18 protein-coding genes and 1 tRNA gene are annotated in these 15,537 nt (G+C 61.7%); 17 read left to right on the forward strand and 2 right to left on the reverse strand.

What is annotated here, in order from left to right; translation table 11 throughout:
- Positions 1-18: 18 nt before the first annotated feature.
- The 16 genes from HNQ66_RS11600 to HNQ66_RS11675 all read left to right on the forward strand — a co-directional run bounded on the left by HNQ66_RS11600 (position 19) and on the right by HNQ66_RS11675 (position 14,081).
- Positions 19-95, forward strand: a tRNA-Met gene (locus HNQ66_RS11600).
- Between the two features lie 328 nt (positions 96-423).
- Complete coding sequence (locus HNQ66_RS11605) at positions 424-957, forward strand: TetR/AcrR family transcriptional regulator (protein WP_184144290.1); 534 nt, start codon at positions 424-426, stop codon at positions 955-957.
- Between the two features lie 120 nt (positions 958-1,077).
- Positions 1,078-1,932, forward strand: a complete 855-nt coding sequence (locus HNQ66_RS11610) for an SDR family oxidoreductase (RefSeq protein WP_210308745.1) — start codon at positions 1,078-1,080, stop codon at positions 1,930-1,932.
- A gap of 66 nt (positions 1,933-1,998) precedes the next feature.
- Positions 1,999-2,829, forward strand: coding sequence for an oxidoreductase (locus tag HNQ66_RS11615; RefSeq protein ID WP_210308746.1), 831 nt, complete (start codon positions 1,999-2,001; stop codon positions 2,827-2,829).
- A 113-nt stretch (positions 2,830-2,942) separates the two neighbouring features.
- Positions 2,943-3,533 carry a TetR/AcrR family transcriptional regulator gene (locus tag HNQ66_RS11620; RefSeq protein WP_184144294.1) on the forward strand — a complete coding sequence of 197 codons (591 nt, stop codon included), beginning with the start codon at positions 2,943-2,945 and terminating at the stop codon, positions 3,531-3,533.
- A gap of 475 nt (positions 3,534-4,008) precedes the next feature.
- Positions 4,009-4,584: a DUF308 domain-containing protein gene (locus HNQ66_RS11625; RefSeq protein ID WP_184144296.1), complete on the forward strand. Its 576-nt coding sequence runs from the start codon at positions 4,009-4,011 to the stop codon at positions 4,582-4,584.
- A 200-nt stretch (positions 4,585-4,784) separates the two neighbouring features.
- Positions 4,785-6,251 carry an MATE family efflux transporter gene (locus HNQ66_RS11630; protein ID WP_343059483.1) on the forward strand — a complete coding sequence of 489 codons (1,467 nt, stop codon included), beginning with the start codon at positions 4,785-4,787 and terminating at the stop codon, positions 6,249-6,251.
- 284 nt (positions 6,252-6,535) lie between these two features.
- Positions 6,536-6,745, forward strand: a complete 210-nt coding sequence (locus tag HNQ66_RS11635) for a cold-shock protein (protein ID WP_109459583.1) — start codon at positions 6,536-6,538, stop codon at positions 6,743-6,745.
- A gap of 135 nt (positions 6,746-6,880) precedes the next feature.
- Complete coding sequence (locus HNQ66_RS11640) at positions 6,881-7,105, forward strand: hypothetical protein (protein ID WP_184144300.1); 225 nt, start codon at positions 6,881-6,883, stop codon at positions 7,103-7,105.
- Between the two features lie 134 nt (positions 7,106-7,239).
- On the forward strand, positions 7,240-7,515 hold the full coding sequence (locus HNQ66_RS11645; protein WP_184144302.1) for a hypothetical protein: 276 nt from the start codon (positions 7,240-7,242) through the stop codon (positions 7,513-7,515).
- A gap of 224 nt (positions 7,516-7,739) precedes the next feature.
- Complete coding sequence (locus HNQ66_RS11650) at positions 7,740-8,717, forward strand: AraC family transcriptional regulator (RefSeq protein WP_246434288.1); 978 nt, start codon at positions 7,740-7,742, stop codon at positions 8,715-8,717.
- Between the two features lie 186 nt (positions 8,718-8,903).
- Positions 8,904-10,181: an ABC transporter substrate-binding protein gene (locus tag HNQ66_RS11655; protein WP_184144304.1), complete on the forward strand. Its 1,278-nt coding sequence runs from the start codon at positions 8,904-8,906 to the stop codon at positions 10,179-10,181.
- A 66-nt stretch (positions 10,182-10,247) separates the two neighbouring features.
- Complete coding sequence (locus tag HNQ66_RS11660) at positions 10,248-11,111, forward strand: carbohydrate ABC transporter permease (RefSeq protein ID WP_184144306.1); 864 nt, start codon at positions 10,248-10,250, stop codon at positions 11,109-11,111.
- On the forward strand, positions 11,108-11,920 hold the full coding sequence (locus tag HNQ66_RS11665) for a carbohydrate ABC transporter permease (RefSeq protein ID WP_184144308.1): 813 nt from the start codon (positions 11,108-11,110) through the stop codon (positions 11,918-11,920). Before HNQ66_RS11660 ends, HNQ66_RS11665 begins: the two co-directional genes overlap by 4 nt.
- Before the next feature lie 17 nt (positions 11,921-11,937).
- On the forward strand, positions 11,938-12,981 hold the full coding sequence (locus tag HNQ66_RS11670; RefSeq protein ID WP_184144310.1) for an NAD(P)-dependent alcohol dehydrogenase: 1,044 nt from the start codon (positions 11,938-11,940) through the stop codon (positions 12,979-12,981).
- A 2-nt stretch (positions 12,982-12,983) separates the two neighbouring features.
- On the forward strand, positions 12,984-14,081 hold the full coding sequence (locus tag HNQ66_RS11675) for an ABC transporter ATP-binding protein (RefSeq protein WP_184144312.1): 1,098 nt from the start codon (positions 12,984-12,986) through the stop codon (positions 14,079-14,081).
- Positions 14,082-14,092: 11 nt separating this feature from the next.
- On the opposite strand, the gene HNQ66_RS11680 is transcribed toward HNQ66_RS11675, so the two are convergent.
- Together HNQ66_RS11680 and HNQ66_RS11685 are read right to left on the reverse strand one after the other, a co-directional pair.
- Entirely contained in the window at positions 14,093-14,506 is a 414-nt protein-coding gene (locus tag HNQ66_RS11680) for a DUF1398 domain-containing protein (protein ID WP_184144314.1), read from the reverse strand.
- 39 nt (positions 14,507-14,545) lie between these two features.
- Entirely contained in the window at positions 14,546-14,956 is a 411-nt protein-coding gene (locus HNQ66_RS11685; RefSeq protein ID WP_184144537.1) for a MarR family winged helix-turn-helix transcriptional regulator, read from the reverse strand.
- Between the two features lie 256 nt (positions 14,957-15,212).
- Between HNQ66_RS11685 and HNQ66_RS11690 the strand changes: the two genes are divergently transcribed.
- Entirely contained in the window at positions 15,213-15,530 is a 318-nt protein-coding gene (locus HNQ66_RS11690; protein WP_184144316.1) for a PepSY domain-containing protein, read from the forward strand.
- The last annotated feature ends 7 nt before the right edge of the window (positions 15,531-15,537 follow it).

Below are 15,537 nucleotides of genomic sequence, written 5' to 3' on the forward strand. Positions count from 1 at the left end.
TCACAAAACCACCCATAACGCGGGGTGGAGCAGCCCGGTAGCTCGTCAGGCTCATAACCTGAAGGCCGCAGGTTCAAATCCTGCCCCCGCAACCAAAATTTACAGCAAGCCCCGCAGCCAAACAGCCGCGGGGCTTGTTGCGTTTGGCCTCCGTGCCCAACGCGCCGCGCTTGATTGTTCGCCGCACAGAGGCGACGGCCAATGTTCGCGACCAGGCCGCTTTCCACGTCTGTGCAGTCACTGAATGTCACTATCGACGTCCTTTGATAGCAGCGATAGGTGCTCCGCAGCCGAATGGCGGCATAGCCGTTTGCATATATAAACCATTCAGTCTACATTATGGGCATGCAAAAGCCATCAAGCCCTTCTCCTACCATCGGCAGGCCCCGCGAATTCGATATCGGGGAGGTAACGCGAAAGGCGATGAACGTTTTTTGGGACCGGGGTTATCATGATGCTTCGCTGCCGGATCTGCTCGGCGGCATGGAGCTGTCGCGGGGAAGTTTCTACAAGGCCTTTGGCGACAAGGAAGCCGTGTTTCTCCGTGCCCTGGATATCTATATCGAAGATGCCGTTCGAGACATGCGTGAGATCCTGAAAGCCGACGTCTCGCCGGTGATCGCCATACGGAACGCCTTGCTGCGCTATGCGGATCTGTCGTCAGGCGATGAGGGACGGCGTGGGTGTTTCGCGGTGGGGACCGCAACGGAAATGCTGCCGGCCAATCCCGAGGCCGCCCGGCGCATCGCTTCCTTGTTTCGCCGGCTGCAGGACCTCTTCGCCGACGCGATCGTGCGGGGCCAGAAGGCCGGCGAGTTCGACGAGCATCTGGACGCTCAGGCAATCGCGCATTTCATCGTCTCCCAGGCCAACGGGATGAGGGTGCTCGGCAAGGCGGGATCATCCCGCAAGCAGATGCGCGCGAATGTCGATCTCGTCATGAAACTGCTTTCCTGAGATTCGCCGGGCTCCCCGTGAAGGGGATGGAAAGATTTTACTTGAAATGGGAACTGAATGGTTCCAAATAGGATGCGGATGGGGAGTGCGCGTTGCGTGCTCCGTCCGATTAGGTACTGAATGGTTCCGAAATGGCCGTCGTGGCCGAAGACTGATCATTGGCTTACGGCCGGTTCGGAAACGCGAATCCGCTCACCTCGAAAGGGATTAAAAATAGTGTCAAGGAAGTTCGAAAATCACGTATCCGTGGTGACCGGAGGATCCACCGGCATCGGTTTCTCCATCGCCCGGGGGCTTATCGCCGAAGGGGCCAGGCGGGTCTACATCACCGGCCGGTCGGCCCACACGCTGAACGAGGCCGCCGCTCTGCTCGGCGGCGCGGCCGTCCCGGTGGTGTCCGACGCTTCAAGCCTTTCCGACCTGGAAAAGCTGAAGGGCGAGATCGAAGAACGCGGCGATATGCTGGATTCGGTCTTCGCGAATGCCGGAATCTGCGAGAAGAACGAATTCGGCAACACGGCCGAAGCGGATTTCGACAGGACGTTCGATATAAATGTCAAAGGCGTTTTCTTCACCGTCCAGACATTGGTTCCCCTCGTCAAGGACGGGGCTTCGCTTGTGCTGACGGCATCGATCTGCGCCAACAACGGCATGGAGGGGCTGAGCCTCTATAATGCTTCGAAGTCCGCTGTCAGGTCGTTCGCGCGTACCTGGGCCAACGAACTTCGCGGCCGGAAAATCCGCGTCAACGCGCTGAGCCCGGGCTTCACGCTTACCCCCCTCATGAAGAACGGCCTCAATATGGGAGAGGCCGAGATCCAGGCCCTCAGAGACTTCACCGCTCGCGAGGTTCCGCTGGGCTACATGGCCGAGCCGGCCGAGATCGCCGCCGCCGGCCTTTTCCTCGCATCGCAGGACGCCAGCTATATCAACGGTATCGAACTGACGGTCGATGGCGGACTGGAGCAGATCTGAAGCCTGGAGACCGGGCTCGTCCGTCACGGACGGCCCGGCACCTATCCCGAATATAGGAGATGTTTGATGAAAGTCTGGCTGATTACAGGATGCTCCGGCGGCTTTGGAAAAATCCTGGCGCATCGTGCGCTTGCGCGCGGCGACCGTGTCGTCGTCACGGCGCGTAACTTGGACTCGCTCGGCGAGTTCACCGCTCAATATCCGCAAACCGCAAGGGCTGTCGAACTGGACGTGACCCGTGCGGGAGATGCGCAAAGGGCCGTAAGCCTCGCGGAGAAAGAGTTCGGCCGTCTCGATGTGCTGGTAAACAATGCCGGCCACGGCATGATCGGCGCTATCGAGGAAGGCACGCCCGCCGAATATCGTCCGCTGTTTGAAACGAATGTCTTCGGGCTGATCGAGATGACGAGGGCGGCGCTTCCCCTGCTTCGCCGACAAAAAGGCGGCCGGATCGTCAACCTGTCGTCAGGCGCCGGCCTGAGGGGAACCGCCGGGCATGGATACTACAATGCGACGAAGTTCGCGGTGGAGGGACTTTCCGATGCTCTCTCCGCGGAACTCGCGCCCTTGGGCATCGCCGTCATCGTCGTGGAGCCTGGGCCGTTCCGGACGGAATTCCTGGGGCGCTCGATGACGGTCGCAAGGAATGTCATCGACGACTACACGGTTTCGGCCGGCGGCGCCCGGACCTACCGCGCGACGAACGATGGAAGGCAGCTCGGGGACCCTGAAAAAGGCGTTGCGCTGATGATGAAGGCGATCGATTCCGAAAACCCTCCGCTCCGCCTTCCCCTGAGCGCGCGCGTCATCGAGCTCGCCCATGCGAAGTTCGCCGCCTTTGGCGAGGCTGTTGCGATCTGGAAGGAAGACATCGTGTCGACGGGCTTCCAGGACTAGGATCAATCCCGGCGGCATGACGAATGCCGCTGTTTTCCCGCCTCTGCTTTCGCGCAGTCTCCACGCGGGTGTCGCACTTGACATGACTACCTACTGGAAGGTAGATTGGCCACATGAGCAACTTATCGACCACCTCCGACGTGATCCTTGCTTCCGCGCGCGCGCTGATCGTGAACGGCGGATACAATGGCTTCAGCTATGCCGACATTGCGGACGTCGTCGGCATACGCAAGGCAAGCATCCACCATCATTTCCCGACCAAGGCGGATCTTGTCCGGACACTGGTGCTGCGCTATCGGGAAGACGCCCAAAGCGGCGTCGCCGCCCTTGAGAATAGCGGCGGGCAACCCCTCGACATCCTCAGGACATATGCGGACCACTGGGCGAAATGCATCGAGGATGCAAGCCGGCCGTTCTGCGTTTGCGCAATGCTGGCGAGCGAACTGCCTTCGCTGCCGCCGGAGGTCGCGACGGAAGTGACCGCCTTCTTCCGCTTCCTCTCCAGATGGCTGACCGCCGTCATGGAGCGAGGCGCGGTAACGGGTTCCCTGACCCTGTCGAGCCCCCCTGAGGTCGAGGCGGAGACGTTCCTCGCCTGCGTTCACGGAGCGATGCTGTCGGCGCGCGCCTATGGGCGACCGGACATGTTTGCTGTGGTGCTCCATCCGGCCCTACAGCGCCTGTCCGCAACCGCTATCCAATAATCTCGCGGGCGAGCCGTCGCCCGTGGGCAAAATGCGTTCTCTTTGCCTATCAACTAGTAGGAAGATAAATATGATCAAGACACCGATCGCCGCCATGGCGCGCACTCGCGAATGTTCAAGCGAGGCCGGGAGGAGGCCGTTGTGTCGAGGCGACTAGCCGCGATCGAGCCGGTTTCGGCGACGGCGCCATCGAGCCCCGTTGATATCTGCCAGACGAATTCGATCCTGACGGATCCCGACGGGCGCTGGGTCGCCGCCCGGCAGTCGGCCATCACGGCTGGCCTCGAGCGGCGAGGCCAGCCGGCGGCGGATCTTCACCGCCGGGCGATCCCGGAAGCTCTCGGGAGAGAGCGTACGTATCGGAAAGCCGGCCTGGGACGAGACAACACCTCCCGGCGGCCGCGCCTTCTACATTTGAGCGTTTCACGGGCGAGGGGCGAACCGCAGCCATCAACCGAAAACAAGGACGTATACAATGACCAACCAGACACCCGGCACCTTCAACGACAACGAATACTGGCTGAAGCGCTATTATTTCGTGCGGGCGGCATTCTCCACTATGTGGGTCATCGCGGCGCTTGTCGCAGGAAGGCAGTCGTTTGCCGTTGCCGCCCTGCTGCTGGCCGTCTATCCCGCATGGGATGCCGCGGCGAACGTCATCGATGCCACGCGAAACGGCGGACTGGCAAGGAACCGCAGTCAGGCGTTCAATTTCGCAATCAGTTCGCTCATGACCGTCATCGTCATCTTCGCCCTGAACGTGAGCATGAACTGGGTGCTTGCCGTCTTTGGCATATGGGCGATCTTTTCCGGATTGCTGCAGCTAAGTGCCGCCGTCCGCCGCTGGAAGACGAACGGTGGTCAGTGGGTAATGATCCTCAGCGGGGGACAATCGGCAGTAGCGGGCGCCTTCTTCATCGCTCAGGCCGGCATGCCCGATGAGCCGTCGATCGCGAATGTCGCCGGATATGCGGGTCTCGGCGCCTTTTACTTCCTGGTCTCCGCCATCTGGCTGACGGTCAGCCACATGAGGCGCGCAGCAGCGGCATGAAAACACGTCCAGCCTGACCGGCTATCGCGACGACCGCGATTGCCGGTCAGGCTGGAGGGTTCTTCCGCGACCTGACGCCACGGTGAGCGGATACCGGCTGCTGTCTCCATGCGCCGCCAGGTGCACAACGGGGTGGACATGAATTGCGGGCGCGGTAGATAGACGTCCGGGCAACCAGTTCACCTGCGATGGAGAATGCCGTGGCGAAACCCAGCCGAACCCGCGATCTCACCTCCGGGCCGATTGCGCGCACCTTGCTCATCTTCGCGCTGCCCGTGCTCGGCGCGAACGTCCTGCAATCGCTGAACGGGTCGATCAATGCGATCTGGGTGGGGCGGTTTCTCGGCGAGTCGGCGCTGACGGCCACGTCCAACGCCAATCTTGTCCTGTTTCTCATTCTCGGCACGGTCTTCGGCATCGGCATGGCCGCGACGATCCTGGTGGCCCAGTCCGTCGGCGCGCACGACCTGCCCGAGGCGCGCCGTATCGTCGGCACCAGCGCCACGTTCTTCCTGGCCATCTCGGTGCTGTTCGCGGTTTGCGGCTGGATCTGGGTCGATGCGATCCTCACCCTGCTCGGAACGCCCGCCGATGCCCTTCCGCTGGCCCGATCCTATCTGCGCATCATCTTCCTCGCGGTGCCGGTGATGAACCTGCTCGCCTTCGTCATGACCGTGTTGCGCGGCGCGGGCGATTCGCGCACGCCTTTCGTTTTCATGGCGCTCGCCGTCTTCCTCGACGTCGTGCTGAACCCGTTGCTCATCGACGGGATCGGTCCGTTTCCGAAAATGGGCATCGCCGGGTCGGCCACCTCCACGCTCATCGGGCAGACCGTCAGCGCCGTTTCGATCCTGGCCCTGCTCTATGCGCGCCGGCATCCGCTGCGGCTTGCCGGCGAAGACCTTGCGCTGCTGCGGCCCGACGCGACGCTCCTGCGCCTTGTCGTCGTCAAGGGGGTCCCCATGGGCCTGCAGATGATCGTGATCTCCGCGGCGGCGCTGACGGTGATGGGGCTCGTGAACACCTACGGCTCGCAGGTCGCGGCCGCCTACGGCATCGCCGCCCAGCTGTGGACCTATGTCCAGATGCCGGCCCTGGCGGTGGGGGCTGCGGTTTCTTCCATGGCCGCGCAGAATGTCGGCGCGGGCCGATGGGACCGGATCGGCCGGATCACCGCTGCCGGCGTCGGTTTCAATCTCGTGCTGACGGGCGTGCTGGTCGTGGCCCTGTACCTGTTCGACAGGGCGGTGCTCGGCCTTTTCCTGACAGGAGACAGCGCCGCCATCGATATCGCCATCCACATAAACAACGCCGCCTCCTGGTCCTTCATCCTGTTCGGCATCACCATCGTCCTCTTCGCCACGGTGCGGGCGACCGGCGCCGTCATGCCGCCGCTCATCATTCTGGTCATCTCCGTGCTGTTGGTGCGCACGACCTTCGCCTACGCATTGCGGAGCGTGCTCGGCCAGGACGCGCTGTGGTGGAGCTTCCCTGCCGGCTCGATCACCTCCCTGCTGCTGGCCGCAGCCTATTACCGCTTCGGCAACTGGCGGAACCTGCACATGATCGAGAGCCGGCCCGCCGCGGGCCTTGCCCCCGACACCGGCTTCGGCATGCCGCGCGAACGCGCGAACCTCGCGGGGGAAATGTCATCCGCCGAGCCGTGATCAGCGGTTAGGGCGATGCGCGCGCTGTGAATTTCAAGTAGCTTCGGTTGTGAAAAGGATATACGGACTGCAACCAAATGCTGAGAATATCGCAAGGCGAAAACTAAAAGTTGACATCCCGATAGAGAAGACCTATATGTAGATTGTCGATATTTGCTTGCTTAGCTTTGGTTATCGCGCGTCTGACACCGTGCCCTGAACGAACCTTTTCTTTCAAAAATCGCTATCACCGTCCGCAGCGCCGCGAGCGTTGTGGTCCTCTTATTGCTATGAAAGGGTTCATCATGACCACTGGCACAGTTAAATGGTTCAATTCCACCAAGGGCTTCGGCTTCATTCAGCCTGACAATGGCGGCGCCGATGCGTTCGTTCACATCTCGGCCGTGGAGCGCGCCGGAATGCGCGAGCTCGTCGAAGGCCAGAAGATCGGTTACGAACTGGAGCGCGACAACAAGTCGGGCAAGATGTCGGCCTGCAACCTTCAGGCCGCCTGAATCATCCCGGTATCCGCTCTCCGTTGACCACGGATGTACTGGCACTGTTGAGAGCATGATACCAGCAAGGTCAGGCGGATCGCCTGGCCTTTTTTGTTGCCGCGATATCCTGCGGCGCCCAATCCGGAAAAGACCATGTCACAGACACACAGCAAATCCCGCCAGCAGGCGGAGATTGCTTTCGCCAATGCCCAGTCGCAATTCTTCGCCCGTAACAGCGCTGTCGAGGAACTCGATTCGCTTACTCTGGCCCGCGAGGAAAAGACCCGGAGACTTCGCGAAGCCCGCCTTGCGAAGGAATTGAACGACCGCGAGGCGGCGACCGCCTCTCTCATCGCCAAACGGGCCAAGTCGACCTGATTTGCAGCAACGCGATCGGCGCTCCGCCAACCCAAGGCCATCGGGCTCTGGTGCCCGAGTTTCGGACATCCGGACGGACCGGAGTGGCTCTGCGGCTCGCTACCGAATAACTGTCATATCCCAGGGAGCCTCCCATGCCCGAAATCTCTGGCGAACTCCAGGCAATCAACACGGCCTGGCAGATCGCAATCCAGGAAATCCTGCGGATGGTGATCCGCGACATGTATCATGCGGACGGAGAGGCGACCTTTCTGGCGAATATCAAGCGCATCGAAGCGGCTGCAGTCGACAGCATTTATTCCGACCTGCGACTGCGCGGGACGAATGAATGGACGGAAGTGCTTGTCAAAGACAAGGCGAGCAACTTCGTCACGACGCTGCTGACATCGTTCACATACGATCGCGCTTGATGGGCGACAACTGCGGCGCATGCACGGCCCTCAACTGAGGAGGCAAGCCGTTCGATCCCCGCGCAGGTGAAAATGCCCCTAATGTCGCTTGAATCTGTCGAAGGCGGGCGCATACAGTAAACGCACGTTGGAGGGCGTGACGGCGAACATCAAGGCCCTGAGGGTAGCCCAGACAATGGCTTGAGACGTGCTTTACCCGGCGTTTGACCTTGCAGGAGCAGAACTTGACCACTCTCGCCAAAATGCGTGGACAAAAGGCCGGGGCGGAGCCGCGAGCAGGACCGTTCTCCTCAAGTCCACCGGCCTTCGAGCACATCATCACCGGCATCGACGAAAGTTTTCTCTGGCGCCTCGATGATTATCCGTGGGAGCGCAATGTCTGGAACTTCCATCCCGAATTCGAAATTCACCTGATCCGCAAGGGGGCGGGCGTCGCCTTTGTCGGCGACTATATCGGCCCTTTTTCGGCGACCTATCTCACCGTGATCGGTTCGGACCTGCCGCATGACTGGGTGACGATGATGCCGCCCGGCGAGGTCATCGAGGGGCGAGATCTCGTCGTGCAGTTCCACCCCGACCGCATCCGCGAGGCGACACGGCTTCTGCCGGAATTTGCGCAGCTCGGGGATTTCTTCGCCCGTGCCCAGCGGGGACTCGTCTTCAACGGCGAGACGTTGATAAAGGGCGCGGATATCATCGAGCGCATGGGAGCAAAAAAGGGTGTTGCGCGTCTGGCGCTTTTCCTGCAACTGCTCGATCTTCTGGCCAGCTCGGCGGAGTACGAGGTGCTGTCCTCGCCGGAATATTCACCGAAGCTCGATGCCGAAACGCTCGATGCGCTCCAGCGCGCGCTCGTCTTCATCTATCGTAATTTCGCGACCGATATCCGCCTGTCAGATGTCGCCGACCTTGCCGGCATGAGCGAAAGCGCCTTTTCCCGCTTCTTCAAGAAGAACACCGGCAACACCTTTACCGACCATGTCAACAAGCTGCGCATCTGGCAGGCTTGCAAGCTTCTGGCCGAAACCGACATGCCGATCACCGATATCTGCTTCGAGGTCGGCTACATGAACATATCCAACTTCAACCGGACATTCCTGCGCCAGCACCGCATGACGCCGTCCGCCTATCGACGGCTCACGCCGCAGCGCCGTGCGCAACGCGACGATCATCCTGCCATCGATGAAACCTTGCGCAGATAGTCCGTATTTTTTGCAATGCAACATAGTGGTTCGCATTAAAGTATAGATTGGCTGCAACAGACACGCTAGTTTCCACAACTCCCACGCATAGTATGCGTTTTAGCGAAGATACTCGCTGACAGATCGGTGCCGGCCACGAGGAGGTCGTGCCGCGCCGGCCAAAGATACCTTGAGGGAGGTTCACCCATGACATCCGTGAAGACGCTCGTTTCGAGCATCGCCTACGCATGCCTTCTTGCCAGTTCCGTCTCGTCCGTTGTGCTGGCCGCCGAGTGCTCCGGCACGATCCGCGTGCTTGCCCAGCCGCGCGACGGCCTGACGCTCCTGGAAAACTACAAGGACGAGTTCGCCAAGCTCTCCGGCGGCGCATCCTTCGAAATCGACTATCTCAACGAGAACGACCGCCGCGCGAAGACCAAGGCGGATGCCTCGACCATCGGTAAATACAACGTTTACTACATCGACGAGGCGAACGTCGCGCTCTTCGCATCGGCCGGCTGGATCGCGCCGCTGATGGATTACTACCCCGCCGAATACGACTATGCCGATTTCGATCCCGGTCGCCAGAAGGTCGCGACCTATGACGGCAAGGCATGGTTCGCGCCGCTGACAGGCGGCGGCGACTTGCTCGTTTACCGGAAGGACCTGCTCGAGGCCGCAGGCATCAAGCCGCCGACGACGCTCGACGAGATGAAGGACGCCGTGAAGAAACTGCATCAGCCGGACAAGGGGATTTATGGCATTGCGCTGCGCGGCCAGCGTGGCTCGGGCGCCAATGTCTGGCGCTGGATGCCCTACTTCAAGGGATTTGGCGGCGAGTGGTTCGACGGCAACGAACCGAAATTCAACAGCGAGGCCGCCGTCAAGGCGACGGAAACCTACCTGGAGCTTTTCAAGTATTCCGCACCCGGCACGCAGACCGGCGGATGGGATGAATCGGTCGGCGCCTTCACCTCCGGTCAGGTCGCAATGCTGGTCGAATCCACACCGCTCGTTGGCATGGCGATCGATCCCAAATCCTCGCAGGTTGCCGGCAAGGTCGGCTATCTGCCGCCCCCGACGCCGCTTACCGGCGGCGGTTACGGCCACGGTCTCGCCATCGGCACGAAGGCCAATGCGGATGAGGCATCGAAGGCCTGCGCCGGCCTGTTCATCGCTTGGGCGACGTCAAAGGAGAATGAGCAGCGACGCCTGGAGGCCAACCAATTCAGCGAGCTGAACCGCACCAGCATCATGACTAGTGAGACCTTCGCCAAGCTCTACGGCCCCGATCTCGGTCAGGCGCTGGCTGACACGGGCAAGGTCACGGCCGTCAACTTTTGGCAGAGCCCGCTCTGGCCCGATCTCGGCGACCGCTGGGGCATCATCTTGGAAGAGCTGATCGCCGGTTCTCGCACGGACATCAAGGATGGCCTTGCCGAACTCGAAGGCTTCGCCAAGGACCTCGTTGCCCGCAGCCAGTAGCCTTCGAACCGCGCGGCCGCCATCGCACTCCCGAGGCGGCGGCCGCGCGCTCCCGAGGAAAGATCCATGACATCAAGAACCCGTCTGCCCACCATCTTCCTGGCGCCGCCGCTGCTCATCCTCGCGGCGCTCGCCTTCGTGCCGACAGCCTATGCCGTCTACATTTCCTTCCGCAACCGCGAGCTCAGCCGGCCCGACGGCAGCTTCGTCGGCCTTGCCAATTATATCGATCTCTTCTCGGACCGCCGCTTCGTCAACGCCGTAGGCGTGTCACTGACCTGGGAGCTTGTCACCGTCACGCTGACGCTTCTCGTCGCCGTCGCGCTCGGCATCCTGCTCTTCGAATTCGCCTCGGCGCGCCAGCGGGCGGTGCTGACGTTAGTCTTCCTTGTACCGGTCATTCTGCCGCGCGTATCGGCGGCCTTCGTCTGGAAGTTCGCCTTCCATCCGCTCTACGGCATCGTTACCTATCCCTACAAGGCGATCACCGGCCAGCCGCTCGACCTGCTTTCCAACCCCGCGACGGCACTGATGACCGTGGCGCTGGTAGACGTGTGGCAATGGGGCTTGTTCTTCGCCGTCATCGTGCTGAAGCTCCTGGAAACCCTGCCGCCACAACCCTTCGAGGCCGCGCGCCTCGATCATGCGCGTCCTTGGGAGATCTATCTCTACGTCGCGCTTCCCATGCTGAAGGCGCCGCTCATCTCGCTCACCTTCATCAAGATGATCGAGTCGCTGCGCGCCTTCGACCTCATCTACGTCATGACCCGCGGCGGCCCCGGCATCACGACGGAAACGCTCGACATGTACGCCTTCTCGCAGGGCTTCATTGAATCCGGCCGCATCTCCTACGCCTCCGGCATGGCGGTGCTGATGATGCTGGCGACGACCGTCATCTTCACGGTGATCTGGAAGAGGGTAAAGCCATGACCGTCTCGCGTATCCTCGGCAAGACCGTGCTCTATCTCGCGGCCTTCTCCGCCGTCTTCCCCATGGTCTGGACGGCGATCAACGCCTTCAAGAACCGTGTGGATATCGTCACGCCGACGCCGCTCTTCATCTTTACGCCGACGCTCGACAATTTCGCCTATGTGCTCGGCCGGGAAAGCGTTGCCGCGGGCCTCGTCAATTCCCTGCTCGCCGCCGGCGGCTCGGTGCTGATCGGTGCGCTGCTCGGCCTGCCGGCCGCCTATGCGATCGCCCGCTATCCGAACCGCTGGTCGGCCGACATCCAGTTCTTCGTTCTGTCGCTGCGTTTCCTGCCGCCGGTGGCCGTAGCGATCCCGCTCATGGTGATCTGGCTCGATCTCGGCTTCTACGACACCCTGACGGCGCTGATCGCCACCTATACTCTCCTGACGCTCGCGACCGTCATCTGGCTCGGCGTTCCCGCTTTCGCCCGCGTGCCGAAGGAGGTGGAGGAGGCCGCGCGCGTCGACGGCTACGGCCCTTATGCGGTGTTCTTGCTGATTGCGTTGCCGATTGCCATGCGCTCCCTCATCGGTGCCGTCGCCTTCGCCTTCGTGCTGGTCTGGAACGAATTCCTGATCGCACTGATGCTGACGACCTCGGATGCCAAGACGCTGCCGATCGTCGCCTCGGAACTCACCCAGCTCGGCCGCGACGTGCCTTGGGGCATCCTCAATGCCTCCGTCGTGCTGCTTTCCATCCCGCCGCTCCTGCTCATCGGTATCCTGAGCGGGCTCCTCAACAATGCGTTCAGGCGCAAGAGCAATTGATGACAGGACATATCTCCATGCAGGCCTTGGTTCTCGAAGAGAAGGGCGTGCTTGCCCTTCGCGATATCGATCTCCCACTGGCCGTCGGTCCCGACGATGTGAAGATCGCGATACATACGGTCGGCATCTGCGGCAGCGACGTGCACTATTATACCCATGGCGCCATCGGCCCCTATGTGCTGCACGCACCCATGGTGCTCGGCCACGAAGCGGCCGGCACCGTCGTCGAGATCGGCGAGAATGTCCGCTCGCTTTCGGTCGGCGACCGCGTCTGCATGGAGCCGGGCATCCCCGATCTCGCCTCGCGTGCCTCCAAGCTCGGCCTCTACAATGTTGACCCGGCGGTCCGCTTCTGGGCGACCCCGCCCGTGCACGGTATTCTGGCCCCTCATGCCGTGCATCCCGCCGCCTTCACCTACCGCCTGCCGGATAGTGTGTCCTTCGCAGAAGGCGCGATGGTCGAGCCCTTCGCCATCGGCATGCAGGCTGCCACCCGTGCCCGCATCGTGCCGGGCGATGTCGCGGCCGTCATCGGCGCGGGGCCGATCGGCATCATGGTGTCGTTGGCGGCCCTTGCCGGCGGCTGCAGCCGGGTGCTGCTCTCGGATTTTTCCACGGAGAAGCTGGCGATCGCCGCCGCCTATCCCGGCATTGAGGCGGTCAACCTGAACGAGACCGCGTTTTCCGCCGCTGTCGCGGCGGCGACAGCGGGCTGGGGCGCTGACGTGGTGTTCGAAGCCAGCGGTAGCGCAAAGGCCTTTGACGGGCTTTTCGACCTCGTGAGGCCGGGCGGCGCGGTCGTTCTGGTCGGCCTGCCGGTGGATGCCGTGCGCTTCGACGTGCCCGGGGCCATCTCCAGGGAAGTGCGCATTGAGACCGTGTTCCGCTATGCCAACGTCTTCCACCGGGCGCTCGAACTCATCGCCTCCGGCAAGGTCGACCTGAAGCCGCTGATCACGGGCACCTATTCCTTCGAGAACAGTATCGCAGCCTTCGAGCGGGCGGTCGAGGCGCGACCGACTGACGTGAAACTGCAAATCCGCGTGCAGGAGGAGAACTGAGCATGGCCAACATCGTCTGCTCCCACATTGACAAGGCCTATGGCGCCATTACTGTCATCAAGGACTTCAACCTGGAAATCGCGGATCACGAATTCGTGGTCTTCCTTGGGCCCTCCGGCTGCGGAAAATCCACGCTCCTGCGCATGATCGCCGGGCTCGAGGAAATCTCGGGTGGCGAGGTTTCCATTGCCGGGCGCACCGTCAACGACCTCGAACCGCGCGACCGCGGCGTTGCGATGGTCTTCCAGAATTATGCGCTCTATCCGCATATGACGATCTACGACAACATCGCCTTCGGCCTGAAGCGCATGAAGGTCGAGAAGGCGGAGATCGATAACCGTGTTAGGGCCGTCGCCGGCACGCTGGGGCTGGAGCCCTACCTTGCTCGCAAGCCGACCGAGCTTTCGGGCGGCCAGCAGCAGCGCGTGGCCATCGCCCGCGCCATGATCAAGACGCCGCGCGTCTTCCTGTTCGACGAGCCGTTGTCCAATCTCGACGCCAAGCTGCGCAACCATATGCGTGTCGAGATCGCCCGACTGCACCAGAGCCTCAAGACTACCACCATCTATGTCACGCACGATCAGCTCGAAGCCATGACACTGGCCGACCGCATTGTGCTGATGAAGGGCGGAGCCATCGAACAGGCCGGCACGCCGACGGAAATCTACCAGCGGCCCCGTACGCTCTTCGTCGCCGGCTTCATCGGCACGCCGAACATGAATTTCCTGGATGTTACGGCTCGCAACGACGGCGAGGCTTGGTTGCTTGAAGGGGATGGTCTTCGCTTCCGCGTCGGCCGTGAGCGCTTCGACATCAGGGAAGGCCAGGCCCTGACGCTCGGTGTGCGGCCGTCGTCGCTGTCGATATCCGGTAACGCCGAAGGAAGGGAAAACATCCTCTCGGGGCTCATCGATCTCGTTGAGTTCCATGGCGACAACGCGCTGGTTTCCTTCCGCGTCGGCGGCGTGGAGATCGGCGCCCTCGTGCCGGCCAGCAACCGGCCGAAGACGGGCATGACGGTCGCCTTCTCGGTGCCGGCAGAAAGCCTGCATGCTTTCGATCGCGCGACAGGTCTCTCGGTGTTGAGAGATCGACCGTGATTGGACAGCAGTCAACTCTCGTTGCGCGCCGGGAAGTGTTCGACATGAATCTCCGCGGTGCGGCCGAAATAGACCACGCGGCGGCCCGTAAAGGAGACCATGTAACCCGCGCAGCCGGTCGCCTTGACCTTCTCGCAGAAGGCGGCATAGCCGTAGTCGGCGGGGTTTGCCTGGGCCCACCGTATGAGGACTTCGACCTTGTTGGCATCGAACGCAGGGGCGACCCTCCCGGATGAAGGAGGCATGTCCAGGACGATGCTGTCACCATCCGGCAGATAGCAAGTCCGGCTATTGCGACGGAAGTCGACGGCGTAGCCCTCGAAGCCGGCAGCGATTAGTTTTTCGACCGTCTCCGGAAAGCTCAGTCTTCCGTCGTAGGCAGCATCCAGACAGATTTTGGCAATGGAAATCCGTTCCGCGTCCATGGCGGTTCCTTTCATGTCAAGGTTGAAATAGGGCGGTTCTCAGTCCACCGGCGTTGCGTCAAGCCCGCGCCGCTCGGCGAGTATCTTCAGAATTCGGTTGAGGGTTTCGTGTTCTTCCCTCGTCAGGGTATCAAAGAACTCCGCATCGTTCTCATCGGCAAGCGCTGCAAGGACCGGGATTTTGTCCCGGCCCTCGTTCGTCAGGGACAGGCTGTGGGCGCGCTTGTCATCCTTGTTTTCCGTCCGCACGACCAATCCCTTCGCCAGCAATCGCTCCGCAAGTTTGCTGATCGCACCTTTGGTCATACCCATCTTCTCGGCGAGGACCGACGGGGGCACTGGCTCTAAATCGTAGAGTGCCCGCATGAACGACCACTCGGCGACCGTAACATCCTGGCCAGCCACCTTCCGCGCAAACTCCTGCGACACTGCGTTCGATACCATCCGCATCCAGTACCCGGTGTGATCGGTCAGTCGTGAGGCATTCAAGGCGGTTCTCCATATAATTGACTGGGAAACTACTTATAATAAGTTTCCTAGTCAATGATATTCTTCGCAGTTCATGGCCGCCGTAAATCCCGTGTCGACAGCGGATATGGCGGATCGCTTCGGAAGAGGTTTGGGAAAATCGATCGACGAGCGAGGGAACTTATCGTCGCGATCGTGGTTTTCCGCCGAGCCACCCGGCTTGAACGAGGATAACATCATGAAAAAACTTCTGTTTGCCGCCGCGCTCGTCGGCGCATCGACCCTTGGCGCCTATGCTCAGACCGCCACCGCGCCCGCCACCGACGGCGACACGCCGGCTGTCGCCACTCCGGACAGCAAGAACGCAACGGCCCCCGTCGAGGGCGCCAACAGCTTCACCGAGGATCAGGCCCGCGAGCGGATCGTCGAGGCCGGCTACGCCGACGTCGCCGGCTTGAAGCTCGACGACAAGGGCGTCTGGCGCGGCACCGCGATGAAGGACGGCAAGACCGTCAATGTCGCGCTCGACTACCAGGGCAACATCGTCGCCAACTGATACAATC

The sequence above is a fragment of the Shinella fusca genome (assembly GCF_014203155.1).
Classification (GTDB): domain Bacteria; phylum Pseudomonadota; class Alphaproteobacteria; order Rhizobiales; family Rhizobiaceae; genus Shinella; species Shinella fusca.